This window comes from Algibacter sp. Ld11 (assembly GCF_045066735.1).
Taxonomy (GTDB): domain Bacteria; phylum Bacteroidota; class Bacteroidia; order Flavobacteriales; family Flavobacteriaceae; genus Algibacter.
In genome coordinates this window covers 615,171-639,549 of the sequence record NZ_JBISHH010000024.1, presented here as the reverse complement: position 1 = coordinate 639,549, position 24,379 = coordinate 615,171, and the positions used below count along the sequence as shown (strand labels likewise).

Genomic DNA, 24,379 nt, shown 5'->3' with positions numbered 1-24,379 from the left:
TCGTTTAGTTCTTTTCTTTGTTGAAAATATATTGAACGACTTTTTTAAATTCTAATAACTATGAGTACTACAGTAAAAATTACAGCCGCTGAAGTAAACAAATTAAGACAAGCTACTGGCGCAGGAATGATGGACTGCAAAAAAGCTTTAGTTGAAGCGGAAGGCGATTTCGATAAAGCAATCGATGTTTTACGTAAAAAAGGACAAAAAGTAGCTGAAAAAAGAGCCGATAGAGACTCTTCTGAAGGTGCTGCTGTTTCTAAAATTAATGCAGACCAAACAGAAGGTGTTGCTATTGTTTTAGGTTGTGAAACTGATTTTGTTGGTAAAAACGAAAACTTTTTAGCTCTAGCTAGCCAATTAGGTGATATTGCTTTAACAGTAGATTCTAAAGAAGCATTTTTAGCTGCTGATTTTGAAGGCATGACTGTTGCTGAAAAATTAATTGAGCAAACAGGTGTAATTGGTGAAAAACTAGACATTACTAGTTTTGAAAAATTACAAGCACCATTTGTTGGAACTTATGTTCACATCAACAAAATTGCTGCTTTAGTTGGTTTATCTGCAAAAGTTGATAACGCTGATACTTTAGTTAAAGATGTAGCTATGCAAGTAGCATCAATGGGAGCAACTACATTATCTTACAAAGATTTTGATCCTGCTTTTGTTGCATCGGAAACTGAAGCTAGAATTGCTGTTATTGAAAAAGATAATATTGAGTTAGGTCGTTTAGGTAAAACACAAAAAAACGTACCTCAATACATTTCTATGTCTCAATTAACTCCTGAAGTTATAGCTCAAGCTGAAGAAGCTGCTAAAGCGGAATTAAAGGCTGAAGGAAAACCAGAACAAATTTGGGATAGAATTTTACCTGGAAAAATGGAGCGTTTCATTTCTGATAACACAACATTAGACCAAGAAAAATGTTTATTAGATCAAAATTTCATTAAAGACGAAAAATCTAACGTAGCAAAATACGTTGCATCTTACGGCGAAGTTGAAATTACAGATTTCAAACGTGTATCTGTTGGATAATTAATTATTCTAATTTTCGTTTACACGGAAATAAAACATATTAAAAACCACTACTCTTTTTTTAGATGTAGTGGTTTTTTTATGCAAAATTCTAATTTCATATAAATTCAAAAAAATAAAAATTTTATGTAGCTTTGCTAAACTTTTGTTTCCGCTTAAGCGAACATCTCATAATTCATAAAATGAAATATAAAAGAATACTTTTAAAACTTTCAGGCGAGGCCTTAATGGGTGAACGTCAATACGGTATAGACCCAGAACGTTTAGCCGAATACGCACAAGACATTAAAACCATTACAGACCAAGGTGTACAAGTTGCCATAGTTATTGGTGGCGGAAACATTTTTAGAGGTGTTGCTGGAGCTAGCAAAGGTATGGATCGCGTTCAAGGTGATTACATGGGTATGCTTGCTACAGTTATTAACGGTTTAGCATTACAAGGTGCTTTGGAAGATGCCGATATACCAACAAGGCTACAAACTGCCATTAAAATAAACGAAGTAGCCGAGCCTTTTATTAGACGAAAAGCTATGCGCCACCTAGAAAAAGGACGTGTAGTTATTTTTGGAGGGGGAACAGGAAATCCGTATTTTACAACAGATTCTGCAGCCGTTTTAAGAGCTATTGAAATAGAAGCAGACGTTATTTTAAAAGGCACACGTGTAGATGGTATTTACAATGTAGACCCAGAAAAAGATTCTAAAGCAGTAAAATTCGATAATATTTCTTTTGATGATGTATTACGAAAAGGTTTAAAAGTAATGGATACAACAGCATTTACTTTAAGTCAGGAAAATAAATTACCAATTATTGTTTTCGACATGAATAAACCTGGTAATTTACTTAAAGTGGTTTCTGGCGAAAAAATAGGTACAGAAGTAAACCTTTAAAACTTGGCGCAATTTTTGGATACAGCTAAACCATATTAAAGTTAAAAAAAATGGAAGACATTCAATTTATATTAGACAGTACACAAGAAGCTATGGATAATGCCCTTAAGCATCTTGAAAAGCAATTTGTAAACATTAGAGCAGGTAAAGCTAGCCCTGCTATGCTTGGGAGCGTTATGGTAAACTATTACGGATCTCAAACGCCAATTGGCCAAGTAGCCAATATAAATACACCAGATGGTAGAACAATAACGGTACAACCATGGGAAAAAAACATGCTACAAGAAATTGAGCGCGGTATTGCTTATGCAAATCTAGGTTTTAACCCAATGAATAATGGAGACGTTATTATTATAAATGTACCACCTTTAACAGAAGAACGTCGTAGAGATTTAGCTAAACAAGCAAAAGCTGAAGCCGAAGACGCCAAAGTAAGTATCCGTACAGCTCGTAAAGATGCCAACAACGACATTAAGAAAAATGACGATGTATCGGAAGATTTAAAAAAGAATGCTGAAATAGATGTACAACAAATAACGGATAAGCACGTTAAAAAAGTGGACGAACTTTTCGAAGCAAAAGAAAAGGAAATCATGACTGTTTAACTCTAGTTTTATTTCAGTTTAAAAAATATAAAGCGGCAAATTTGTCGCTTTTTTTATCACTTTACTCCTTGCTTATTAGATGAAACATTGTATTCTGTTTTTGTTTATTTTATTCTCAGTCGCTTTAAATGCGCAAATAGAAAATGAAGGTACAACAGAACCAGCACAAGATTCTATTAAAAAGAAAGCTTTTTTTAAACAGCTAGGCAACGGCTTTTTTCCTTTAAAATATTTTAATTTCGATTTAAGGTATTTAGTAAAATACAACCAATACGAAGGTTTAAGAACTGGTTTAGGAGCAGAAACTAATAAAGCATTTTCCGAAAAATATAGAGTAAACACCTATTTAGTTTACGGTTTTAAAGACCGTAGATTTAAATATAGTTTAGGTGGCGGATTTCGGTTAGCAGAAGCTACTAATACCTGGATTAACTTATCCTATACCGATGATTTACAAGAAACGGGAAGTACAAAATTTTTAACCGATAATCGTTTTTTTCAATTTTTCGAACCACGTTTACTTAATATAGACCTATTTCATAAGCACATAACCAAAGTTATATCGCTAGAACATGAATTTACGCCTAAAATTATAAGCGAAACTGAATTTTCAATTAGTAAAATCGATCCAACTTATACCTACGGTTTTAATCTTGACGGAAACATTTACAACAACTTCAACATTAGTTCTGCAAAAACAGCTTTACAATGGAGTCCCTTTAGTAAATTTGAATCTACAAAAGATGGCATAACACAAACAAAAGATGGCTATCCTAAATTCACACTGCAATACACCAAAAGTTTTAAAAACGTATTAAAAAGTGATTTCAACTTTTCGAAATTAGATTTTAGAGGTATTTACCAAATTGGAGATCCTAATGCTGCACATTCCAGACTTACACTAGTTTCAGGTATTTCTAGCGGTGACACGCCATTAACACATTTATACCACGCCTACCCCAACAATATTAATAAAGAAACTATTCTACAACGTTTTTCGGTTGCTGGTTTAAACAGCTTTGAAACTATGTTTTTCAACGAATTCTTTTCCGACAAATTTGCTACATTTCAACTTAAACACTACTTAGCCCCTTTTAATATTTCTGAGCGTTACAAACCTCAAATGGTTTTAATAACAAGGTATGCTATTGGTGATATGAATAACCCAGAACGCCACGAAAACGTAACATTTGGCTCTCTAGAAAAAGGATATACAGAATCGGGTTTCGAACTTAATAAATTACTGTTTGGTTTTGGTTTAAGCTTTACCTATCGCTATGGCGCCTATCACTTGCCGGAAATTGGTGACAATGTAGCTTTTAAGTTTACATTTAACGTCTCTTTGTGAGGTAATCTGCTCCTTTTTTCTACCTTTGCGCATCTTTTAAATAGAGCATGCTTAAACTTTTTACAAAGGACTTTTGGGACGTTATTGCTAGAGTTATTTTACGCAATAAAATTATTATACTTGTAGCGATTCTAGCTACAACAATTTTCTTTAGCCAGCAATGGGATAAAATGCGGTTTACCTATACCGAAGCCAATTTACTCCCTGACGATCACGAAATTAATATTATTTACAACGATTTTCTAAAGGTTTTTGGAGAGGAAGGTAATTTAATTGTGCTTGGTGTAAAAGATTCTACACTTTTTACTGTTGAAAAGCTAAACGCTTGGAACAACCTAACGGAAAGTTTTAAAAACTCATCAGAAGCTGTAGAATCTGTAATTTCTATAAAAGAGCTCCAAAAGCTTGTAAAAGATACCGAAAATGAAAGGTTTGCTTTAGAACCTTTTATTAAAGATTCTATCACTACAATGGCTCAAATTGAGGTATTGGAGAACGACCTTTTCAAAAAATATCCATTTTACGATAATTTCCTCTTCAATAAAGATACAAAAACCATTCGGTCGGCTATTTACATGAATAAGGCTATTGTAAATACTTCTGCTCGAAAAGATTTTGTAATGGATGTTTTAATTCCTAGAGTTGAAGCGTTCGAAGCCGAATACGATTTAGATGTACGTATTTCTGGAATGCCATATATTAGAACTCTAAACTCAACTAATATTGTTGATGAAATTGGCCTATTTATCGGTGCTGCCCTATTGGTTACCTCAATAATATTCTTTTTCTTTTTTAGATCATTCCGCGCAACATTTATTTCACTTATTGTAGTGTGTATTGGTGTCATGTGGACCTTAGGAATTATTGGATTACTAAATTATGAAATCACTGTTTTAACGGCTTTAATTCCACCATTAATTATTGTTATTGGGATACCAAATTGTATTTTCCTTATTAATAAATATCAGCACGAGGTAAAACTACATGGTAACAAAGCCAAATCTTTACAACGTGTAATTACCAAAATTGGTAATGCAACTTTAATGACAAACGTAACTACCGCTTGTGGTTTTGCTACATTTATTCTCACCGAAAGCAAGCTCCTTAAAGAGTTTGGGTTAGTCGCTTCACTTAGTATTTTGTCTATTTTTATATTGTGCATTCTTATTATTCCAATAATATATTCTTTTTTACCTTACCCAAAAGACCGCCATTTAGAACACTTAAATAAAAAATGGATCGGTGGCTTTGTAAATTGGATGGAACGCATGGTTAGAAACAAGCGTATTGCAATTTATATTACGTCAATTATACTTCTTGCTCTAAGTATTATAGGTATTTACCAAATAAAGATTTCGGGTAGTTTAATTGAAGATATGCCTCAAGAATCGGAATTTGTTAACGATATCCGTTTTTTTGAAAGTGAGTTCAATGGTATTATGCCATTAGAAATAATGATAGATACAAAACGTAAAAAAGGCGTAATGAAACTATCTACTCTAAAACGCATGAACGAGCTGGAGGAACTTATTATAGAAACTCCAGAACTATCAAAACCAATATCGGTTGTTGGTTTAGTTAAATACTCTAAACAAGCTTACTATAATGGAAACACGAAGTTTTACCAATTACCAACTTCACAAGAAAATAGTTTTATTTTAAGTTACGCTAAAAACTCAACCTCCAGCACAAACTTATTAAACAACTTTGTAGACAGTACAGGCCAATATGCCAGAATCACGACCTTTATTAAAGATGTGGGCACGGATAGAATGGAGCGTATTCAGGAAAATCTTCAAGATAAAATAGATAAAGTTTTTGATAAAGATCGCTATAATGTCACCATGACGGGGAAAGCTTTGGTTTTTCAAAAAGGAACAAAATATTTGGTTAAAAACTTAGCCATTTCGTTATCCTTAGCTATTTTTCTTATTGCCTTATTTATGGCATATATGTTCCGTTCGGGAAAAATGATAATTATTTCCTTGATACCAAACCTACTACCTTTATTGATAACAGCAGGTTTAATGGGCTATTTAGGTGTACCAATAAAACCATCGACCATATTAGTATTTAGTATTGCCTTTGGTATCTCTGTAGACGATACTATTCACTTCTTAGCAAAATACCGTCAAGAATTACAAGCCAATAACTGGAAAATTAAAACTTCGGTTTATGGCGCTTTACGCGAAACTGGAGTTAGTATGTTTTACACGTCTATTGTGCTCTTTTTTGGGTTTTCAGTATTTACAATTTCAAGTTTTGGTGGTACCGTAGCGCTCGGTGCTTTGGTTTCTGCCACGCTCTTATTTGCTATGCTTTCAAACCTACTATTGTTACCGTCCTTATTACTTTCTTTAGAGCGCAGTATTGCTAACAAACAAGTATTACGTGAACCATCGATAAACATTATCCCTGAAGAGGACGAAAACACCGATGAAAAACAAGCGTTTTAATTACACTTTAAAACAACTTTTACCAATTAAATCAAAATTTTCATAATTTTTAGAATTTATTATTTGAATTTTAAGTACTGAAACCATTATATTTACAGTTCAAAACTAGTTTCTATGCAATCACCTACAGTTTCAGAATTATTATCGCAAAACACGGCTTTACTTGAAGTGGAAATAAAAGGCTGGGTTAGAACCTTTAGAGCAAATCGCTTTATTGCCTTAAATGATGGTTCCACAATAAATAATATTCAGTGTGTTGTAGATTTTGAAAACTTTGATGAAGCCCTTTTAAAACGTGTAACTACAGGTGCTGCTATACACATAAAAGGAGAACTAGTAGAAAGCCAAGGTAAAGGCCAAAGTGTTGAAATTCAAGTAAAACATTTAGAGGTTTTAGGAGATTCCGATCCGGAAACGTACCCAATTCAACCTAAAAAACACTCATTCGAGTTTTTAAGAGAAAATGCTCATTTACGTACAAGAACAAATACATTCAGTGCGGTTATGCGTTTACGCTCAGCATTATCTTTCGCCATACATAAGTATTTCAACGAGAACGGATTTTACTACATGCATGCGCCTATTATTACAGGAAGTGATGCAGAAGGTGCTGGTGAAATGTTTAAAGTATCTAGTTTAGACAATAAGAATTTACCTTTAACTGAAGAAGGAAAAGTAGATTATACTAAAGATTTCTTCGGAAAGGAAACCAATTTAACCGTTTCTGGACAATTAGAGGCTGAAACCTACGCCATGTCGTTAGGTAAAGTATATACTTTTGGACCAACTTTTAGAGCTGAAAACTCTAACACATCGAGACATTTAGCTGAATTCTGGATGATAGAACCTGAAGTAGCTTTTATGGATTTAGCCGGAAATATGGACCTTGCTGAAGATTTTATGAAATCGGTAATAACCCATGTTTTAGAGCATAACCGTGAAGATTTAGAGTTTTTAGAAAAACGTCTATTGGACGAAGAAAAAACTAAACCACAGGCTGAACGCAGTGATATGAGCTTAATTGAAAAATTAAATTTTGTCACAGAAAATAACTTCAAGCGTGTAAGCTATACCGAAGCTATCGATATTTTGAGAAATTCTAAACCTAATAAGAAGAAGAAATTCAAATATTTAGTTGAAGAATGGGGAATGGATTTACAAAGTGAGCATGAACGTTTTTTAGTTGAAAAACACTTTAAATGCCCTGTTATTTTGTTCGATTACCCAGCAGATATTAAGGCATTTTATATGCGTTTAAATGACGATGGTAAAACTGTACGTGCTATGGACATTCTTTTTCCTGGTATTGGCGAAATTGTGGGAGGTGCGCAGCGCGAAGAGCGTTTAGACATTTTAAAACAAAGAATGGCAGCCATAGATATCCCAGAAGAAGATCTTTGGTGGTATTTAGATTTACGTAAATACGGAACAGCTGTACACTCCGGTTTTGGTTTAGGTTTTGAGCGTTTAGTGATGTTTGCAACCGGTATGGGTAATATTAGAGATGTTATTCCTTTCCCTAGAACGCCTCAAAACGCAGAGTTTTAGTAAAATTTAACTTGATAATTCTGCTTATACTTGGCGATTATTCATGCTTTTATTTATCTTTGATTAGGACTAACTAATCTAAACTTTGATTTGTTTATTACTTATCATTATATTTAGTTGCCCATTCAATCTTAATAAAAATCATGCTTAAGCAATATTTACAATTTAAACTCTCGCAAAAACTGTCGCCGCAGCAAATTCAGTTAATGAAACTGATACAACTGCCTACACAAGCTTTTGAACAACGTTTAAAACAAGAATTAGAAGAAAACCCAGCACTAGAAGGCGGAAAAGAAGAAAATGATAGTGATTACGATTCTGACTTAGATAACTCTGACGATATTAACGATAATGATTCTATAAACGCTGAAGACATTAATGTTGATGAATACTTAAGTGACGACGAAATTCCTGATTACCGCACTCAAGCCAATAATTACAGTGCCGATGATGAAGAAAAAACGATGCCTTATGCAGCCGGAACTTCATTTACACAGCATTTAGTTAATCAATTAAACACTTATAGATTATCTGAAGAAGAGCGTGATATTGCAGAGTTTCTAGTAGGTAGTGTAGATGAAAGCGGCTATATACGTCGTGAATTAAGCGATATCATGGACGATTTAGCTTTCACCCAAAATGTATATACTGAAGAAGAAAACATTCAAAAGGTTTTAAAAATTGTACACCAATTAGACCCAGCGGGCGTTGGTGCTAGAAACCTTCAAGAATGTTTAAGCATTCAATTACACCGAAAAGATAAAACAGCCGATACAGAATTAGCTATAAATATTATAGACTCTGCTTTCGATCAATTTACTAAAAAGCATTATAAAAAATTACTTCAGAAGTTCAATATTACCGAAGAGCAATTAAAAGATGCCATTAAAGAAATTGAACATTTAAACCCGAAACCTGGCGGTTCATACGCCGGAAACAATCGTATTGTTGAACACGTTGTTCCAGATTTTGCCATTAAAATTGTTGATGGTGAATTGGAGCTAACCCTAAACGGACGTAATGCTCCAGAACTTCATGTTTCTCGGGAATACAACAATATGCTCAAAGGGTATAAAGAATCTAAAGACAAATCAAAATCTCAAAAAGATGCTGTTGTTTTTATTAAACAGAAATTAGATGCTGCTAAATGGTTTATTGAAGCTATAAAACAGCGACAACAGACCTTATTTGTAACTATGAGTTCTATTATGCATTACCAAAGCGAGTACTTTTTAACTGGTGATGAACGTAATTTAAAACCCATGATTTTAAAAGATATTGCCGACGAAATTTCTATGGATGTTTCTACGGTCTCTCGGGTTGCAAACAGCAAATACGTTGATACGCCGTATGGCACAAAGCTCATCAAAGAATTCTTTTCCGAATCTATGAAGAACGATCAAGGAGAAGATGTTTCAACTAGAGAAATAAAGAAAATTTTAGAAACGGTAATTGAAGAAGAGAATAAGAAAAAACCTTTAACAGATGAAACTTTAGCTTCAATATTAAAAGAAAAAGGGTACCCAATTGCCCGAAGAACTGTTGCTAAATATAGAGAACAACTGGACATTCCTGTAGCGCGATTACGTAAAAAAATATAATGGATAAACTACTTAGGAGTATTTCATATGTTTTTCATCCACTACTCATGCCCATTATTGGTGTGGCATTCTATTATTATATCTCGCCAAGTTTTATAGCCGAACAGGTTCTGCATGCCAAGTTAATTTCACTATTAATACTAACCATTATATTACCTATTTTAATGTTTTTTTTACTTAGAACATTGGGTAAGGCACAAACTATTCATTTAAAAACTACGCGTGAACGTGTATATCCATTAGCTCTAAATTGTTTTATCACAATTTTGGTTATTAAGCGCGTAATAACAGCAACACAATCTCTAGAATTATACTATTTCTTCGTTGGTATTTTAATTTCAAATATGGCCTGTTTAACGCTCGCTATATTTAAATTTAAAGCAAGTATACACATGATTGGTATTTCGGGCTTATTTATGTTCTTTATAGCGTTAGGTGTCCAATTCGGAATAAATATCACTGGTACGCTTGCTTTTGTTGCCGTGGCTATGGGCGCGGTGGCTACATCTCGACTACACCTTAATGCGCATACCTCGAAGGAATTGATATTTGGCTTTTTTGTTGGCTTAATACCCCAATTACTCCTAATTAATTTTTGGATGTAAATGAAATACAGGTTTTGCATAAGAACTGCAACTTCAAAGAAATACACCTATATCTATTATCTATAAAATATAAAACATTAAGCCCACTTTAATGGCGTGTATATCCATGCTAACACCATCAAGCTTAGCATTATTAGAAAAAACAGGACTTAAAGCATAGTATAAATGTAAATTCCAAGTATTGTAACCAGCACTCAATGTTAGACCGTACTCTAGCTTATTAAAATCCGCAATATCGTTGTATTTAAAGCTTCCTAAATCACCATCGTACTTTGCAGCATGTGATAGCATGTAACTAAACTTAAAGCCAGCGTAAATGCGCCAAAACTCATAATTAGTAGCAGTAGATGTTCGCCATCTAAACTCTAATGGTACTTCTATTAAATTAGTAGAAAATCTGTTTCTTGTAAATGTATCAGAATCGTCAATTACGCTATAGCTTACGAAACCGGCATCATCTTTTTGAATGAGTAAATTTTGGTTATAGGAGTTAGCCGATAGACCTATGCCCAAACCAATAGCTTTATTTCTTGCAGCATTTATTGGCATATCTTTTATAAAACCTAAATGAAACCCGGTAGAAAACCCACTTTGCTTTACATCTTCTGGTCTTAAACCAAGTAAGTTATAAGTAACACCAAAATAAAATTGATCTTCCTTATAGTTATTATCAACCTCTAAAGTAACCCCTTCTTCGTTTTGTGAAAAACACAACCAAGTATTACCACATAACAGCAATAGCATTGTTAATTTAATTCTTCTCATTGCGTAAAACATATATTATGGTAAGTTACCAATTGATATTCTTATAAAAAAGTAAAAGGCGTTTTGAGTATATCAAAACGCCTTTTACTATAAAATTAAGAGTGTAAAATTTATCTTCCAACAACACTACCCTTTTTAGTGGTGTAGTTTATTTTAAGAGCATTAACTTTACGTAGTTCTTGTTTAATGTCACCAATTAATCCCATATTAGCTTCACTATCAACTTTTAAAGCTGTAGTTAAGTATGGTACCAATTCCTCTCTTTTAGAGGCGCGTTCTGCATTAATAAACGCAGCGATCTCCTTAACATCTGCAAACTTATCATTCAATTGAATTCTTGATTCGTTTCCAAACTGTCTATAGTTCTCACTTGGTTTACCAGCATAAATGTACATTACCAAATCTTTCTTATCAAGTTTTTCAACTTGATCAGCGAATGGTAAATTATTTTCTATCATTAAAGTATTTTGCCTCATTACTGTGGCTACCATAAAAAAGAATAATAACATAAATACAATATCCGGTAAAGACGCCGTATTAACCGCAGGCATATCGCCACTTTTTTTCTTTTTAAATTTAGACATGTTTTATAAATGTTAAATTATTTCTGTACTTCTGATAGCTTTTGAGGATAATCAGCCTTAATCTGATCTATCTTCTTCTTTAAAGCATCTTTATTCCCTGGCCAGTTTACATCCTTTTGATTTGCTTCCATCTCAACGAATGACATACCGAATTGTGCCTGGGCTCTCGCGTTTCTTAAATCGTTATACGCCGCTACTAGTTCATTTTGTACAGCAATATAAGTTTTATAAGTAGTTTCTCTATCATTTGCTAATGAAATAATAGCCTTATCTGGGTTATCAGATGAATCAGGATCTCTAGATCCTTTACAATAATCACAAGATTTATCGCCACCATTATCTAAAAAAGCAATGGCTGCTTTACGTAAATCTTTAAGTTTCATAGGTTCATCTTCTACCAATAAATCATCATTCTTATTTACAATAACTGTAAAAATATTTTTCTGCTTAATAACAGGTGGATCTGTTTGTTCTTCCATTGGAGGCAGTTTTCTGTTAATACCAGAATCTGTTTCAATAGTAGTTGTTACTAAGAAAAATATTAATAATAAGAAAGCAATGTCGGCCATTGAGCCTGCATTAACTTCTGGTGCTGCTCTTTTTGCCATAATTTATTTATTTAATATTTTTTTTACACCACCAAATAGCATTGATCCAATTGCTACAACAGCTAAAACATAAAAAGCATACAAACCAGCTCCTACGTTTTTAGAAATACCTTCGGTGATACCTAAACCTTTGTCATTAAATGGTTGTAGGTCTAAATCTGTCCCAGATGATAAGCCATAACTTACCAAAATGATTGCTGCAAAGGCTCCTACAGACATCAAAGTTTTTTTGATATCTCCAGTTACTAAACCTTTTAAAACAAATATTACAACTAATGCTATTACTAATCCTAGTACAGCATAGGTAATATAGAGTATGTTATCAATCATAGCATCCGACCCAGTCATGATCATCAGCGCAAAGATAGAGCCAAGAATCGCGAGAGCAAAAGCTACGATTTTTATAATTTTGTGAGTATTCATAATTTTTTCAGTTTTAAATTATTACTTTTTGTGTCTAATCAATAGATCCATTAACGTGATAGAAGCATCTTCCATATCGTTAACAATACTATCAATTTTAGCAATAATGTAATTATAAAAAATTTGAAGAATAATTGCCACTACTAAACCAAATACTGTTGTTAAAAGTGCTACTTTAATACCACCTGCAACAAGAGAAGGTTGCATATCACCAGCAGCTTCAATTTTATCAAAGGCTTGAATCATACCAATTACCGTACCCATGAAACCAAGCATTGGTGCAAGAGCGATAAATAATGAAATCCAAGAAACGTTTTTCTCTAATTGTCCCATTTGAACACCACCGTAAGCTACAACAGCTTTTTCAGCAGCTTCAATACCTTCATCAGTTCTATCTAAACCTTGGTAGTAGATAGATGCGATAGGTCCTTTTGTATTTCTACAAACTTCTTTAGCAGCTTCAACACCACCAGATGCAAGTGCATCTTCTACAGATTGTGTTAATTTTTTAGTATTTGTAGATGATAAGTTTAAAAAGATAATTCTCTCGATAGCAATTGCTAATCCAAGAATTAAACATAATAGTACAATACCCATAAATCCTGGACCACCTTCAATAAAACGCTTTTTCAAATCTTGATGAAAACCAACGTCAGCTGCAGGAGCTTCGTCTTCTTGAGTTAATGTAGTAGTTACAGTCGTTACAGCTGTACTTGTGTTTGCAATGGTTGTTGCATTTGCAGTTCCGAATGCCACCATTACTGTAATGGCAAGGATAGAAAATAATCTTTTCATGTTCTAGATCTTAATTTTATTAGTTAAAGTGTTAAAGATATAAAAAAAAAGCAATTAAAAATAAAAAAATTTAAGCAGAGAGGAAGGGATTCGAACCCTCGATACCCTTTTGAGGTATACACACTTTCCAGGCGTGCGCCTTCGACCACTCGGCCACCTCTCTTTTTTTTTAACAGCTTTTATTCTGGGGATGAAATAACAAAAAAAACTTTGAACGCTAAAATTTTAACAGTTAATTTTAAGTCAATTCTCCAACTAAAGATGTTTCATAGGTGGTTTTGAAGCTTTTAGCCTCTATATTTTTTCCTAAAAGGTACATTAGTTTGGCTATTGCAGCCTCTGTTGTTATGTCTTTACCCGAGATTACACCTGCTTTTTTTAACATATCACTGGTCTCATAGTGCCCCATCATGACACTTCCGCCTGAACATTGCGTAATATTTATAATATGTATGCCTTTGGCAATGGTTTCTTTTAGCATATTAATAAACCACATTTTGGTCGTACAATTTCCAGAACCGTAGGTTTCTAATATAACGGCTTTCAAATTTGGGGTATTAAAAATATTTTTTAGCACCACTTTCGAAATACCTGGATAGAGTTTTATCAGCGCAATATTTTCATCTAATTTTTTATGAACCACTAATGCCTTACTTCCGTTAGGTTGATATAAATGCCTATGATTAATTTTTAAATGCACGCCAGATTCAGCAAGATCAGGATAATTGAATGATGCAAAAGCCTGAAAATGTTCTGCATTAATTTTCGTGGTTCTATTAGCTCGATATAATTTATATTCAAAATACAAACAAACTTCCTTTATTAAGGGGTACCCTTGCTCCTGCAAAGATGCTACCTGTATAGATGTAATTAAATTTTCTTTAGCATCGGTTCGTAAATCGCCAATTGGTAATTGCGAGCCTGTGAATATTACAGGTTTTGCCAGGTTTTCGAGCATAAAACTTAGCGCAGATGCGGTGTAACTCATAGTATCACTACCATGAAGCACAACAAAACCATCAAAATCATTATACTTTTCTTCTATAACTTCAACCATTTGAACCCAATATTCCGGATTCATATTACTAGAGTCAATAGGCTCTTCAAACGAAAACGTTTCAATATTACAGTCCAGCAGTTGTAATTCAGGAATATTTTTAATGATATTTTTGAAATTAAATACTTTTAGCGCACCCGTTTTAAAGTCTTTAACCATACCAATGGTACCACCTGTATATATAAGGAGTATGTTTGCTTTCATAAAATTAAACTTTAAATATAGATTTTGAATTTTCTGTGGTGATTTCGGCTAGCGTTTCTTCCGGCATTTGATATATGGCTGCAAGTTTTTCTAGCACCTTTATTATATAGGCACTTTCGTTACGTTTACCTCTAAATGGTGTTGGTGCTAAATACGGTGCATCGGTTTCTAAAACAATATGTTTTAAATCGATTTCATTTAAAAACTGATCTATTTTTCCGTTTTTGAAAGTTGAAACACCACCAATACCTAATTTCATATTATAAGAAATAGCTTGATGAGCCTGCTCTAAACTCCCAGTAAAACAATGGAATACACCAAATAAATCGTCGTCTTTTTCACGTTCTAAAACATCAAAAACCTCATCAAAAGCCTCTCTACAATGTATAACAATAGGTAACTTATATTGTTTTGCCAATTGTATTTGATACTTAAACGCTGCTTTTTGAATATCTAAAGTTGTTTTATCCCAATACAAATCGATACCAATTTCGCCTACTGCATAAAACTTGTGCGACGCTAGCATCTGCTCAATATGGTTTAACTCCTCTTTATAATTATCTTTTACATGTGTTGGATGTAAACCAGACATTAAAAACATATTTTCGGGATACTCTTTTTCTAACTCTAGCATCGCCTTAGTGTAGGTCGAATCTATAGCTGGTATAAAAAAGCGCGTTATACCTTGCTCAATAGCGCGGTTTATCATCTCACTTCTGTCTTCATCAAAAGCTTCACTATATAAATGGGTGTGGGTATCTGTAATAATCATTCGGTAAAAATAATGAAGTATTTAAATCTACAGAATTATTAACCTAATTGATTTACTTGAGCAAAAGTATTTTTTTGTGTGAAAACGAATTCTTTAAAATTAAAGGCACTCTCAATAACTTTAAATAAAACGCTATTTACCTTCATAGCTTATCATGTAGAGGGTTCTATAACTATTGAAATTTAAATAAGTTGATTTTGAGTACTGAATAAAATAAAAAATGGTTAACATTAAAACCGCACAAAATAAGACGATTGATAAAGGACAAAGCTTAATTATTGATGTATTTGTTTGTATTACAACCAATTTACAGATTCTATAATTACAAAACTCACCTATTTATATTTACATTGGTATATTTATTGTTTGGTTTATAGTACTTTTAGCATTGAAATTTAATATAAATGACAACAAACCTCCAAGAGTTTCTTTTAAATAAGGGTTATACGAAAGTAAAACTACATTTAACAAAAACGAATCATTTTGAAATAAAAGCCACTATTAATGGCAAAAAAGGCTTATTTATTTTAGACACAGGAGCATCGAGTTCCTGCGTTGGTTTCGAAGCAATTAAAACCTTTAACCTTGACGCTGAAGATTCTTTAATTAAGGCTGCAGGTGCTGGAGCGACGGATATGGATACCAAAATGTCTAAAAAAAATAGAGTCAAAATTGGTAAGTGGAGCCATAACAAAATTGTTTTGGTTTTATTCAACCTATCTCATGTAAATACAGCCCTTATCAACCATAATGCAAAGCCCGTGGATGGTATAATTGGAGCCGATATTTTAAAAAAAGCAAAAGGTATTATTGATTATGAAAAGAAATACTTGTATTTAAAGCTTTAATCGATTAATTTAGTCCAAATAGCAATTAATTCTCCCTAGCAGTTAAATAATGAACACAACTATTGTTATAGCAGATGACCACCCTTTAATGCTCCGCGGTCTCACCGATTTCTTGTCCTCAAAAGGATTTGATATAATTGGCAGCGCTGAAGATGGCAATGCGGCTTATAATTTAATTATAAAATTAGAGCCCGAAATTGCCATTCTAGATATTAGAATGCCGCACAAAACTGGTTTAGAAATTGCAGAAGCTTGCAAAAAACATAATTTACCAACAAAAATTATACTAATTACTTTTGATAAGGAGGAAGAAGTATACGACCAAGCCATTGAATCTGGTGTATACGGCTATATTTTAAAAGAATTTGCAGTTGAAGAAATAGAAACTTGCATTAAGAACGTATTAGAAGGTAAACGTTATTTTAGTGAAGAAATAGCATCTTATTTAAATCACAATAACCATACTAAACCAAAAAATTTAGATCTACTCACCAAATCGGAATTAAAAATAGTACGCCTAATATCTGAAAGTAAAACGAGCCATACAATTGCCGATGAACTTTCTATTTCGGTAAGAACCGTAGATAAACACCGCAGCAATATTGTTTCCAAATTAAATTTAGATAAAAAACCAACCTCGCTTGCCATCTGGGCTACCGTAAATAAAGATTTTTTATAAAAATAAGTAGAAGTGCGTATTTTTTCTTACGTAAATAAAGCATATCTTTACAGTGCTATTAATTAGTTCTTAGGGAGAATTAAAAAAAGGCTCTAAATTGTAATGATTTAGAGTCTTTTGCATTTTACTACTTTTTCATATACAGAAAACCGACTGCTCTGCAATAAATATAATCTACAACATAAAAATACGTACAATTGCGTATTTTTTTTTTAGAGCCTGTAACATACCTTTACGGTGCTATTAATTACCAACAAATCTAGCGCAAGTCAAACCCTTAAAATTCTAGACAAATGCTTAAAGATCAAATCATGGAAGAAAAGAGCAACCCTATAAATAAATTAGCACTCGCTATTGTTTTTATTTTGGCTGTCGTAATCGTATCGGTTAACTTATATATGTTGTTGTTTTAGTCTCTCTCAAATAAAACGACTGAAACAAAACAAAAAAAGGGAAGCATAATTATGCTTCCCTTTTTTTAGTATTTATATTTTATTACTATTAAAGCTCTAAAGCTTTTTTAATATCGTTATTCATTAATAACTCTGTTGGATTTTCCAAAGCCTCTTTAACTGCAACTAAGAACCCTACACTTTCTTTACCATCAATAATTCTGTGATCGTAAGATAAAGCTACGTACATTATTGGACGAATTACAACTTGACCATCGATTGCCACAGGGCGCTCAACAATATTGTGCATTCCTAAAATACCACTTTGTGGTGGGTTAATAATTGGCGTAGATAACATACTACCAAATACACCTCCATTAGTGATTGTAAATGTACCACCTGTCATTTCATCAACAGTAATTTGACCATCTCTTGCACGAAGTGCTAAACGTTTTACTTCAGACTCTACACCTCTAAAAGATAAGTTTTCAGCATTACGAATTACTGGCACCATTAATCCTTTTGGTCCTGATACAGCAATACTAATGTCGCAAAAATCGTATGATAACATTTCTTTACCATCCATCATTGAGTTTACTGCTGGATACATTTCTAAAGCCCTAACAACTGCTAAAGTAAAGAAACTCATAAACCCTAAACCAACACCATGCTTTGCTTTAAACGTTTCTTTATACTCAGAACGCAAAGCAAAAATAGGAGACATATCAACCTCGTTAAACGTGGTTAACATAGCTGTTGTGTTTTTCACCTCCACTAAACGCTCTGCTACTTTTCTGCGTAACATAGACATTTTACTTCTTGAAGTACCACGACTACCACCAGTTGGTGTTCCCATAGAAGGTACTGCTTTTACAGCGTCTTCTTTAGTTATACGTCCTGCTTTACCAGTACCAGAAACAGATGCCGCATCAATTCCTTTTTCAGCTAATACTTTTTTCGCAGCAGGACTTGCAGAACCTGTTGCATACGTTTTAGCTTCAGTAGCTTTTGGCGCTTCTACTTTAGGCGCTTCCACCTTAGCTTCAGCTTTTGGTGCTTCACCACCTGCTGGTTTTTCTGCACTTGTATCAATTAAACAAACTACAGCTCCAACTTCTACAGCGTCACCTTCTTCCGCTTTAAGCGTAATAATTCCGCTAACTTCTGCTGGTAATTCTAAGGTTGCTTTATCACTATCAACTTCTGCAATAGCTTGGTCTTTTTCAACGTAATCGCCGTCTTCAACTAACCAAGTCGCTATTTCTACTTCTGTGATAGATTCGCCTGGTGAAGGCACTTTCATTTCTAAAATCATTCTTTATAATTTTAATGGTATATGAATTTTATTCTTTTTATTTAATTTCCAAAAACCTCATCGATTACACGACGTTGTCTTCTTTTATCTCTAGTACTAGATCCTGGTGCCGGTACAGAATTAAATGGACGTGATGCTACTTCTAACTTCACTAAATCCATTCGTTGCGCCATGTGGCTCCAAGCTCCCATATTTTTTGGCTCTTCTTGTGCCCAAACATACTTTTCTACATTTGGATATCTATCTATTACACTTTGTATTTTTTCTAAATGAAGCGGGAATAATTGCTCTATTCTTACTAAAGCAACATCTTCATTTCCTAATTCTTCTCTTTCAGCTAATAAATCGTAATAGAATTTACCAGTACAAAACACTAATTTCTTAACATTTGTTGGGTTAATGGTATCGTCGATTACTTCTTGAAACTGCCCAGATGCTAAATCTGACAAGCTCGACACTGCTTTAGGATGACGTAATAAACTTTTTGGAGTGAAAACAATTAATGGTTTTCTGTAATTACGCTTCATTTGACGACGCAACAAGTGATACATATTACCTGGTGTTGTACAATCGGCTACAGTCATATTATCTATACCACACAATTGTAGGTAACGTTCTATTCTTGCAGAAGAATGCTCAGAACCTTGTCCTTCGTAACCATGCGGTAACAATACAACAATACCGTTTTGAGATTTCCATTTATCTTCAGCTGCCGATAAATATTGATCAAATATAATTTGTGCTCCATTACTAAAATCACCAAATTGAGCTTCCCAAATAGTTAATGTATTCGGGTTTGCCATGGCATAACCATAATCAAAACCTAAGACACCATATTCTGATAAAAAGGAATTATAAATATCCATTTTACCTTTATTTTCTGGGTTTGTATTTAGTAAATTAATACGTTCTTCAGAAATTTCGTCGCGCAAAATAGCATGACGATGGCTAAATGTACCACGCTCTACGTCTTGCCCAGAGATGCGAACATTAAACCCTTCTTCAAGTAAACTTCCATAAGCTAAAGTTTCTGCCATCCCCCAATCTAAGGTATCGGTTTCAAAAACCATTTTTTCACGTCCTGAAAGAATACGCTCTGCTTTACGTAAAAACTTAACTCCTTTCGGTACCGTTGAAACAATTTTAGAAATACTTTCTAACCTTTCTTTTGGATAGCTTGTGTTTTCAGAAATAAGCATAGACTCCTCTCCCTGACGTTCAAAATCTGTCCAACGCTCTTGCATAAACTCACGAACTATAGAAGATTTGGCTTCTTTAGCTTTAGAATACTCTGCTTCTAATGTTTCTTTAAAATCAGAAATTATACCATCAACATATGCTTGATCAATAGTTTTTTCAGCTATTAATTTATCTGCATATATTTTAAACGGGTTTGAGTGCTTTGCAATTTCTTTATATAATTTTGGTTGTGTAAATCTTGGCTCATCACCTTCATTATGGCCATATTTTCTGTACCCTAATAAATCGATATACACATCTTTTTTGTATCGCATTCTGTACTCTAATGCCATTTCTACAGCATGAACAACAGCTTCTGCGTCGTCAGCATTTACGTGTAAAACTGGAGATAATGTTACTTTAGCAACATCGGTACAGTAAGTACTAGAACGTGCGTCCAAATAATTGGTTGTAAACCCAATTTGATTGTTTACAACAATATGTACGGTTCCCCCTGTTTTGTAACCTGCTAATTGGCTCATTTGCGCTACCTCGTAAGCAATACCTTGCCCTGCAATAGCTGCATCACCATGCACTACAATTGGTAATATTTTAGAATCATCACCACCGTAATCTGTATCAATTTTTGCTCTTGTAATCCCTTCGGCTACTGGAGCAACAGTTTCCAAATGCGATGGATTTGGCACTAAATTCATCTTGATATCTTTCCCGTTTTGGTATGTTTTATCAAGTGTTAAACCTAAGTGATATTTTACATCACCATCGATATCCATATCTTCAAAATCTTTACCATCAAACTCACTAAAGAGTTCATGCAAAGGTTTTCTAAAAATATTTACAAGTGTATTTAAACGTCCACGGTGCGCCATACCTAACACACATTCTTTAACACCGTATTTTTTTACAGCATAAAAGAGTACATTACTAATAGCAGGGATTAGAGATTCTCCTCCTTCTAAAGAAAATCGTTTTTGCCCAACATATTTAGTTTGCAAAAAGTTCTCGAAAGTAACCGCTTGATTTAATTTTGAAAGAATATACTTCTTGGTTTCTGCGGAAAAATTAGGCTGATTATCGTTTTGATTAAGCTGTTCTTGCCACCAAGCAATAACTTCTGGATTACGCAAATACATATATTCTACACCTATGGAGCTACAATATATATTATCGAGGTGTTTAATAATTTCACGAAGTGTTCGAGTGCCAATACCTAAAATTTCACCAGCAGTGAAAACGGTATCTAAATCGTTTGCGCTAAGTCCGAAATTCGAGATTTCTAGAGTTGGCGAATAAGTACGACGATCGCGTACTGGATTTGTTTTAGTAAACAAATGCCCACGCATTCTGTAGCCATCAATAAGTCTTACAACTTGAAACTCTTTTTGAAGCTGTTCTGGCAATTCTGCAGAAACACCTTCTACGGTTTCAGCGTCTAAACTAGAGCTTTCGCTTCCAAAATCATAGCCTTGAAAAAAGGCTCTCCAACTCGGTTCGACCGAATCTGGGCTTTGTAAATATTGATCGTATAAGTCAGCAAAATATGCTGTGTGTGCTGTATTTAAAAATGAAAATTTATCCATTGCTATTTTTAATCCCTTGTAGGTTAGTCAAAATATTCCCCAAAAATACAACTTTTAGTAAAATTAGAGGTTTCTTTAACTATATTTATGCCAAATAATGTTCATTTAGCGAATATCGCAGTAAATACTGTTAAATTATTAATCATTTCTAATTCTTATGAAACTTTTTTTCCCAAATAACAAAGCCATTATTGTTTTTTTAATGTTTTTTACATCTCTGGTTAACCAATCTTACTCTCAAAATTACAAAAGCGATTTTTGGGAACATATAAGATATGGTGGTGGCATTGGTTTAAATTTTGGCGACGGCTTTTTTAGTGGCACATTAGCTCCAAATGCAGTTTATGAATTTAATAATTCTTTTTCATTAGGGCTAGGTGTAAATGGCACATACAACAGTCAAAAAAATGTTTACAAATCCACTATTTTAGGAGGAAGTGTTATTGGATTTTACAACCCGATAAACGAAATTCAATTATCTGCCGAATTCGAACACCTTAATGTAAACCGTCGATACAATGTAAACTTAAATATCCCAAACGATAACTATTGGATTCCCGCATTATATTTTGGAGCAGGTTATAGAAGTGGCAATGTTACTTTTGGTATTCGCTACGATGTGCTGTACGACGAAAATAAAAGTATATATTCCGAAGCTTGGGCACCATTTGTTAGGTTTTACTTCTAAAAACAAACCCATATGTTCTTAAAACAGGTGGTTTACATGTAAAACTGACTTTTGTCATATTTTATAATTAACCTTAGCATTATTTTTGATTCATAAATTAAGACAAAATTGTCCTAATTAAAAACAAATGAGAATCACTAAAAAATAATACTAATGAAACCTTCACACTTTTTAATTAGCTTAATATTTTTAAGCACACTACTCTTCACATCTTGCTTTAAAGATAAAGAGCAAGAATACCAAAACACTGCAGATATACCTGTAAGTAGAGAAATGATAGCAGAGCTAACATCGCCACCAAACGTACCTACTCCTGTTGGCAGACGAAAAGCAAAAAAACTAATTGTAAAGATGGAAATTCTTGAACAAGAAGGAGAAATAACAGATGGTGTAAAATACGTTTACTGGACATTTGGAGGTACTGTGCCTGGCAGTTTTATAAGAACTCGCGTTGGTGACGAGGTAGAATTCCATCTACAAAACCACCCAGATAACAAACTACCACACAATATAGATATGCATGCTGTAACTGGTCCTGGTGGTGGTGCAGAATCGTCATTTGTGGCTCCAGGTCACGAAAAAACTTTTAGTTTTAAAACATTGAACCCTGGTTTATATGTTTACCACTGTGCCACAGCTCCTGTTGGAATGCATATTGCGAATGGTATGTATGGTTTAATTTTAGTAGAACCAGAAGGAGGACTTCCTCCTGTAGATAAAGAATACTACATTATGCAAGGTGATTTTTATACTAAAGGTGCTAACGGCGAACGCGGTTTACAACCTTTTGATATGCAAAAAGCCGTTGACGAAAAGGCCGACTACGTTGTTTTTAACGGAAAAGTTGGCGCACTTACTGGCGACAATGCGCTAACGGCTAAAGTTGGCGAAACGGTTAGACTCTTTGTTGGCAATGGTGGTCCAGGGCTAGTATCTTCTTTTCATGTTATTGGTGAAATATTCGATAAAGTACATGTAGAAGGCGGCGACCTTATTAACGAAAATGTACAAACCACTTTAATTCCTGCCGGTGGTGCCGCCATGATGGAGTTTAAAGTTGAAGTACCTGGCACATTTATTTTAGTAGATCATTCTATTTTTAGGGCCTTTAACAAAGGGGCCTTAGGAATGCTCAAGGTTGAAGGTGAGAAAAACAAAACACTTTATTCTGGTGAAATACGTGATGACATTTACTTACCTGAAGGACCTGGAATACAGAACATGCCAACAACCGACGAAATTATAGCTTCGGAAATTCCAGCAAAATCTTTTGAAGAACAAATGGAATTTGGCAAACAAGCTTATATGCAAACTTGCTTTGCTTGCCACCAAGCTGAAGGCCAAGGAATCCCAAATGCCTTTCCTCCTTTAGCAAAATCTGATTATTTAAATAACGATGTAGATCGTGCCATAGGCATTGTTCTTCACGGTAAAACCGGCGAAATTACAGTTAATGGCCAAACCTATAATAGTGTTATGACCAGACAAATGCTTTCTTCAGACGAAATAGCAAACGTATTAACCTATGTGTACAACAGCTGGGGCAACTCTAAAAAGGTTATTACAAAAGCCATGGTAGACAAAGTGAAAAATAGTAAATAATTATTGATATTATGAAAAACCTAACCTTTAGATTGTTGTTTGTTTTGTTGGTTACCCAAACCTATAGCCAGTCTAAAGGTATGGTTTATATTAAAGGAAGTCGATATATTCCTTTATATGGTAGAGATTCTACGGTTGTAGAGGTTAAAGATTTTGAAATAGACATCTACCCAGTTACCAATGCAGACTTTATTATTTTTTTAAAAGAAAATCCGAAATGGCAAAAATCTAATATTCTTACATTATTTTCAGATAAAAGCTATTTAGCAAACTGGATGTCTAACTTAGAATTAAAATCTACAGAAAATCTCAATAGTCCCGCAACCTACATATCGTGGTATGCCGCCAAAACCTATTGTGAATGCCAAGGCAAACGCTTACCTACCGTAGATGAATGGGAATACATTGCTATGGCAGACGAAACCACAAAAGACGCAAGGGTTAAGCCATCGTTCAACAAAAAAATATTAGCTTGGTATGAAGCACCACACTCTAATGAAAATACTATTGGACTACATCCAAAAAATGCGTGGGGCGTTTACGACATGCATGGCTTAGTGTGGGAATGGACCTTAGACTTTAACTCCGTTTTAATTACGGGCGAATCGCGAAAAGATGTAGATAAAGATTCTAATTTATTCTGCGGAAGCGCTTCTTTAAACGCAACCGATTTAATGAACTATGCTGCCTTTATGCGTTACGCTATACGCGGAAGTTTAAAAGCGAAATACTCAATGAAAAACCTAGGTTTTCGTTGTGTAAAACCTATTAAAAATTAA

The 24,379-nt window shown here is 33.9% G+C and carries 22 protein-coding genes and 1 tRNA gene; 13 read left to right on the top strand and 10 right to left on the bottom strand.

What is annotated here, in order from left to right; genetic code table 11:
- Window positions 1-60: 60 nt before the first annotated feature.
- The 8 genes from tsf (at window position 61) to ACJJV4_RS13025 (ending at window position 10,088) form a co-directional block, all read left to right on the top strand.
- Window positions 61-1,035 carry a translation elongation factor Ts gene (gene tsf / locus ACJJV4_RS13060; RefSeq protein ID WP_405295110.1) on the top strand — a complete coding sequence of 325 codons (975 nt, stop codon included), beginning with the start codon at window positions 61-63 and terminating at the stop codon, window positions 1,033-1,035.
- Between the two features lie 182 nt (window positions 1,036-1,217).
- Window positions 1,218-1,925 (top strand): UMP kinase, encoded by a 708-nt coding sequence (gene pyrH / locus ACJJV4_RS13055; protein ID WP_405295108.1) that lies wholly within the window; start codon window positions 1,218-1,220, stop codon window positions 1,923-1,925.
- A gap of 50 nt (window positions 1,926-1,975) precedes the next feature.
- Window positions 1,976-2,530, top strand: coding sequence for a ribosome recycling factor (gene frr / locus ACJJV4_RS13050; protein ID WP_042496558.1), 555 nt, complete (start codon window positions 1,976-1,978; stop codon window positions 2,528-2,530).
- Window positions 2,531-2,609: 79 nt separating this feature from the next.
- Window positions 2,610-3,878 carry a DUF5686 family protein gene (locus tag ACJJV4_RS13045; RefSeq protein WP_405295105.1) on the top strand — a complete coding sequence of 423 codons (1,269 nt, stop codon included), beginning with the start codon at window positions 2,610-2,612 and terminating at the stop codon, window positions 3,876-3,878.
- 47 nt (window positions 3,879-3,925) lie between these two features.
- Window positions 3,926-6,334, top strand: a complete 2,409-nt coding sequence (locus ACJJV4_RS13040; RefSeq protein ID WP_405295103.1) for an RND family transporter — start codon at window positions 3,926-3,928, stop codon at window positions 6,332-6,334.
- Between the two features lie 114 nt (window positions 6,335-6,448).
- Window positions 6,449-7,882, top strand: coding sequence for an asparagine--tRNA ligase (gene asnS / locus ACJJV4_RS13035; RefSeq protein WP_405295101.1), 1,434 nt, complete (start codon window positions 6,449-6,451; stop codon window positions 7,880-7,882).
- Between the two features lie 143 nt (window positions 7,883-8,025).
- Entirely contained in the window at window positions 8,026-9,483 is a 1,458-nt protein-coding gene (gene rpoN, locus ACJJV4_RS13030; RefSeq protein ID WP_405295099.1) for an RNA polymerase factor sigma-54, read from the top strand.
- Window positions 9,483-10,088, top strand: a complete 606-nt coding sequence (locus ACJJV4_RS13025; protein WP_405295097.1) for a hypothetical protein — start codon at window positions 9,483-9,485, stop codon at window positions 10,086-10,088. The genes rpoN and ACJJV4_RS13025 overlap by 1 nt, the downstream gene beginning before the upstream one ends.
- Window positions 10,089-10,148: 60 nt before the next feature.
- On the opposite strand, the gene ACJJV4_RS13020 is transcribed toward ACJJV4_RS13025, so the two are convergent.
- The 8 genes from ACJJV4_RS13020 to ACJJV4_RS12985 form a co-directional block, all read right to left on the bottom strand.
- Window positions 10,149-10,853, bottom strand: coding sequence for a porin family protein (locus tag ACJJV4_RS13020; RefSeq protein ID WP_405295095.1), 705 nt, complete (start codon window positions 10,851-10,853; stop codon window positions 10,149-10,151).
- Window positions 10,854-10,963: 110 nt separating this feature from the next.
- Window positions 10,964-11,437 carry an ExbD/TolR family protein gene (locus tag ACJJV4_RS13015; RefSeq protein ID WP_405295093.1) on the bottom strand — a complete coding sequence of 158 codons (474 nt, stop codon included), beginning with the start codon at window positions 11,435-11,437 and terminating at the stop codon, window positions 10,964-10,966.
- Between the two features lie 17 nt (window positions 11,438-11,454).
- Window positions 11,455-12,045, bottom strand: a complete 591-nt coding sequence (locus ACJJV4_RS13010) for an ExbD/TolR family protein (RefSeq protein ID WP_405295091.1) — start codon at window positions 12,043-12,045, stop codon at window positions 11,455-11,457.
- Between the two features lie 3 nt (window positions 12,046-12,048).
- Window positions 12,049-12,468, bottom strand: coding sequence for a hypothetical protein (locus tag ACJJV4_RS13005; RefSeq protein WP_405295089.1), 420 nt, complete (start codon window positions 12,466-12,468; stop codon window positions 12,049-12,051).
- 21 nt (window positions 12,469-12,489) lie between these two features.
- Window positions 12,490-13,263 carry a MotA/TolQ/ExbB proton channel family protein gene (locus ACJJV4_RS13000; protein WP_042496544.1) on the bottom strand — a complete coding sequence of 258 codons (774 nt, stop codon included), beginning with the start codon at window positions 13,261-13,263 and terminating at the stop codon, window positions 12,490-12,492.
- Window positions 13,264-13,338: 75 nt separating this feature from the next.
- A tRNA-Ser gene (locus ACJJV4_RS12995) sits at window positions 13,339-13,426 on the bottom strand.
- Between the two features lie 75 nt (window positions 13,427-13,501).
- The gene (locus tag ACJJV4_RS12990) at window positions 13,502-14,524 is read right to left on the bottom strand and encodes an asparaginase (protein ID WP_405295087.1); all 1,023 of its coding nucleotides are present in this window, start codon (window positions 14,522-14,524) and stop codon (window positions 13,502-13,504) included.
- A gap of 4 nt (window positions 14,525-14,528) precedes the next feature.
- On the bottom strand, window positions 14,529-15,296 hold the full coding sequence (locus tag ACJJV4_RS12985) for a TatD family hydrolase (RefSeq protein WP_405295085.1): 768 nt from the start codon (window positions 15,294-15,296) through the stop codon (window positions 14,529-14,531).
- 404 nt (window positions 15,297-15,700) lie between these two features.
- Here ACJJV4_RS12985 and ACJJV4_RS12980 point away from each other — a divergent pair, with 404 nt between their 5' ends.
- Both ACJJV4_RS12980 and ACJJV4_RS12975 read left to right on the top strand, forming a co-directional pair.
- Window positions 15,701-16,144, top strand: coding sequence for a TIGR02281 family clan AA aspartic protease (locus tag ACJJV4_RS12980; RefSeq protein WP_405295083.1), 444 nt, complete (start codon window positions 15,701-15,703; stop codon window positions 16,142-16,144).
- 49 nt (window positions 16,145-16,193) lie between these two features.
- Window positions 16,194-16,823, top strand: coding sequence for a response regulator (locus ACJJV4_RS12975; protein ID WP_405295081.1), 630 nt, complete (start codon window positions 16,194-16,196; stop codon window positions 16,821-16,823).
- A gap of 501 nt (window positions 16,824-17,324) precedes the next feature.
- On the opposite strand, the gene odhB is transcribed toward ACJJV4_RS12975, so the two are convergent.
- Entirely contained in the window at window positions 17,325-18,530 is a 1,206-nt protein-coding gene (gene odhB, locus ACJJV4_RS12970) for a 2-oxoglutarate dehydrogenase complex dihydrolipoyllysine-residue succinyltransferase (RefSeq protein WP_405295079.1), read from the bottom strand.
- Between the two features lie 41 nt (window positions 18,531-18,571).
- A complete protein-coding gene (locus ACJJV4_RS12965; protein WP_405295077.1) occupies window positions 18,572-21,310 on the bottom strand; it encodes a 2-oxoglutarate dehydrogenase E1 component in 2,739 nt (912 codons plus the stop codon).
- Between the two features lie 157 nt (window positions 21,311-21,467).
- Here ACJJV4_RS12965 and ACJJV4_RS12960 point away from each other — a divergent pair, with 157 nt between their 5' ends.
- The 3 genes from ACJJV4_RS12960 to ACJJV4_RS12950 all read left to right on the top strand — a co-directional run bounded on the left by ACJJV4_RS12960 (window position 21,468) and on the right by ACJJV4_RS12950 (window position 24,379).
- A complete protein-coding gene (locus ACJJV4_RS12960; protein ID WP_405295075.1) occupies window positions 21,468-21,998 on the top strand; it encodes an alpha-ketoglutarate decarboxylase in 531 nt (176 codons plus the stop codon).
- A 153-nt stretch (window positions 21,999-22,151) separates the two neighbouring features.
- Window positions 22,152-23,600 carry a copper-containing nitrite reductase gene (nirK, locus tag ACJJV4_RS12955; RefSeq protein WP_405295073.1) on the top strand — a complete coding sequence of 483 codons (1,449 nt, stop codon included), beginning with the start codon at window positions 22,152-22,154 and terminating at the stop codon, window positions 23,598-23,600.
- A gap of 11 nt (window positions 23,601-23,611) precedes the next feature.
- Window positions 23,612-24,379, top strand: a complete 768-nt coding sequence (locus ACJJV4_RS12950; RefSeq protein ID WP_405295071.1) for a formylglycine-generating enzyme family protein — start codon at window positions 23,612-23,614, stop codon at window positions 24,377-24,379.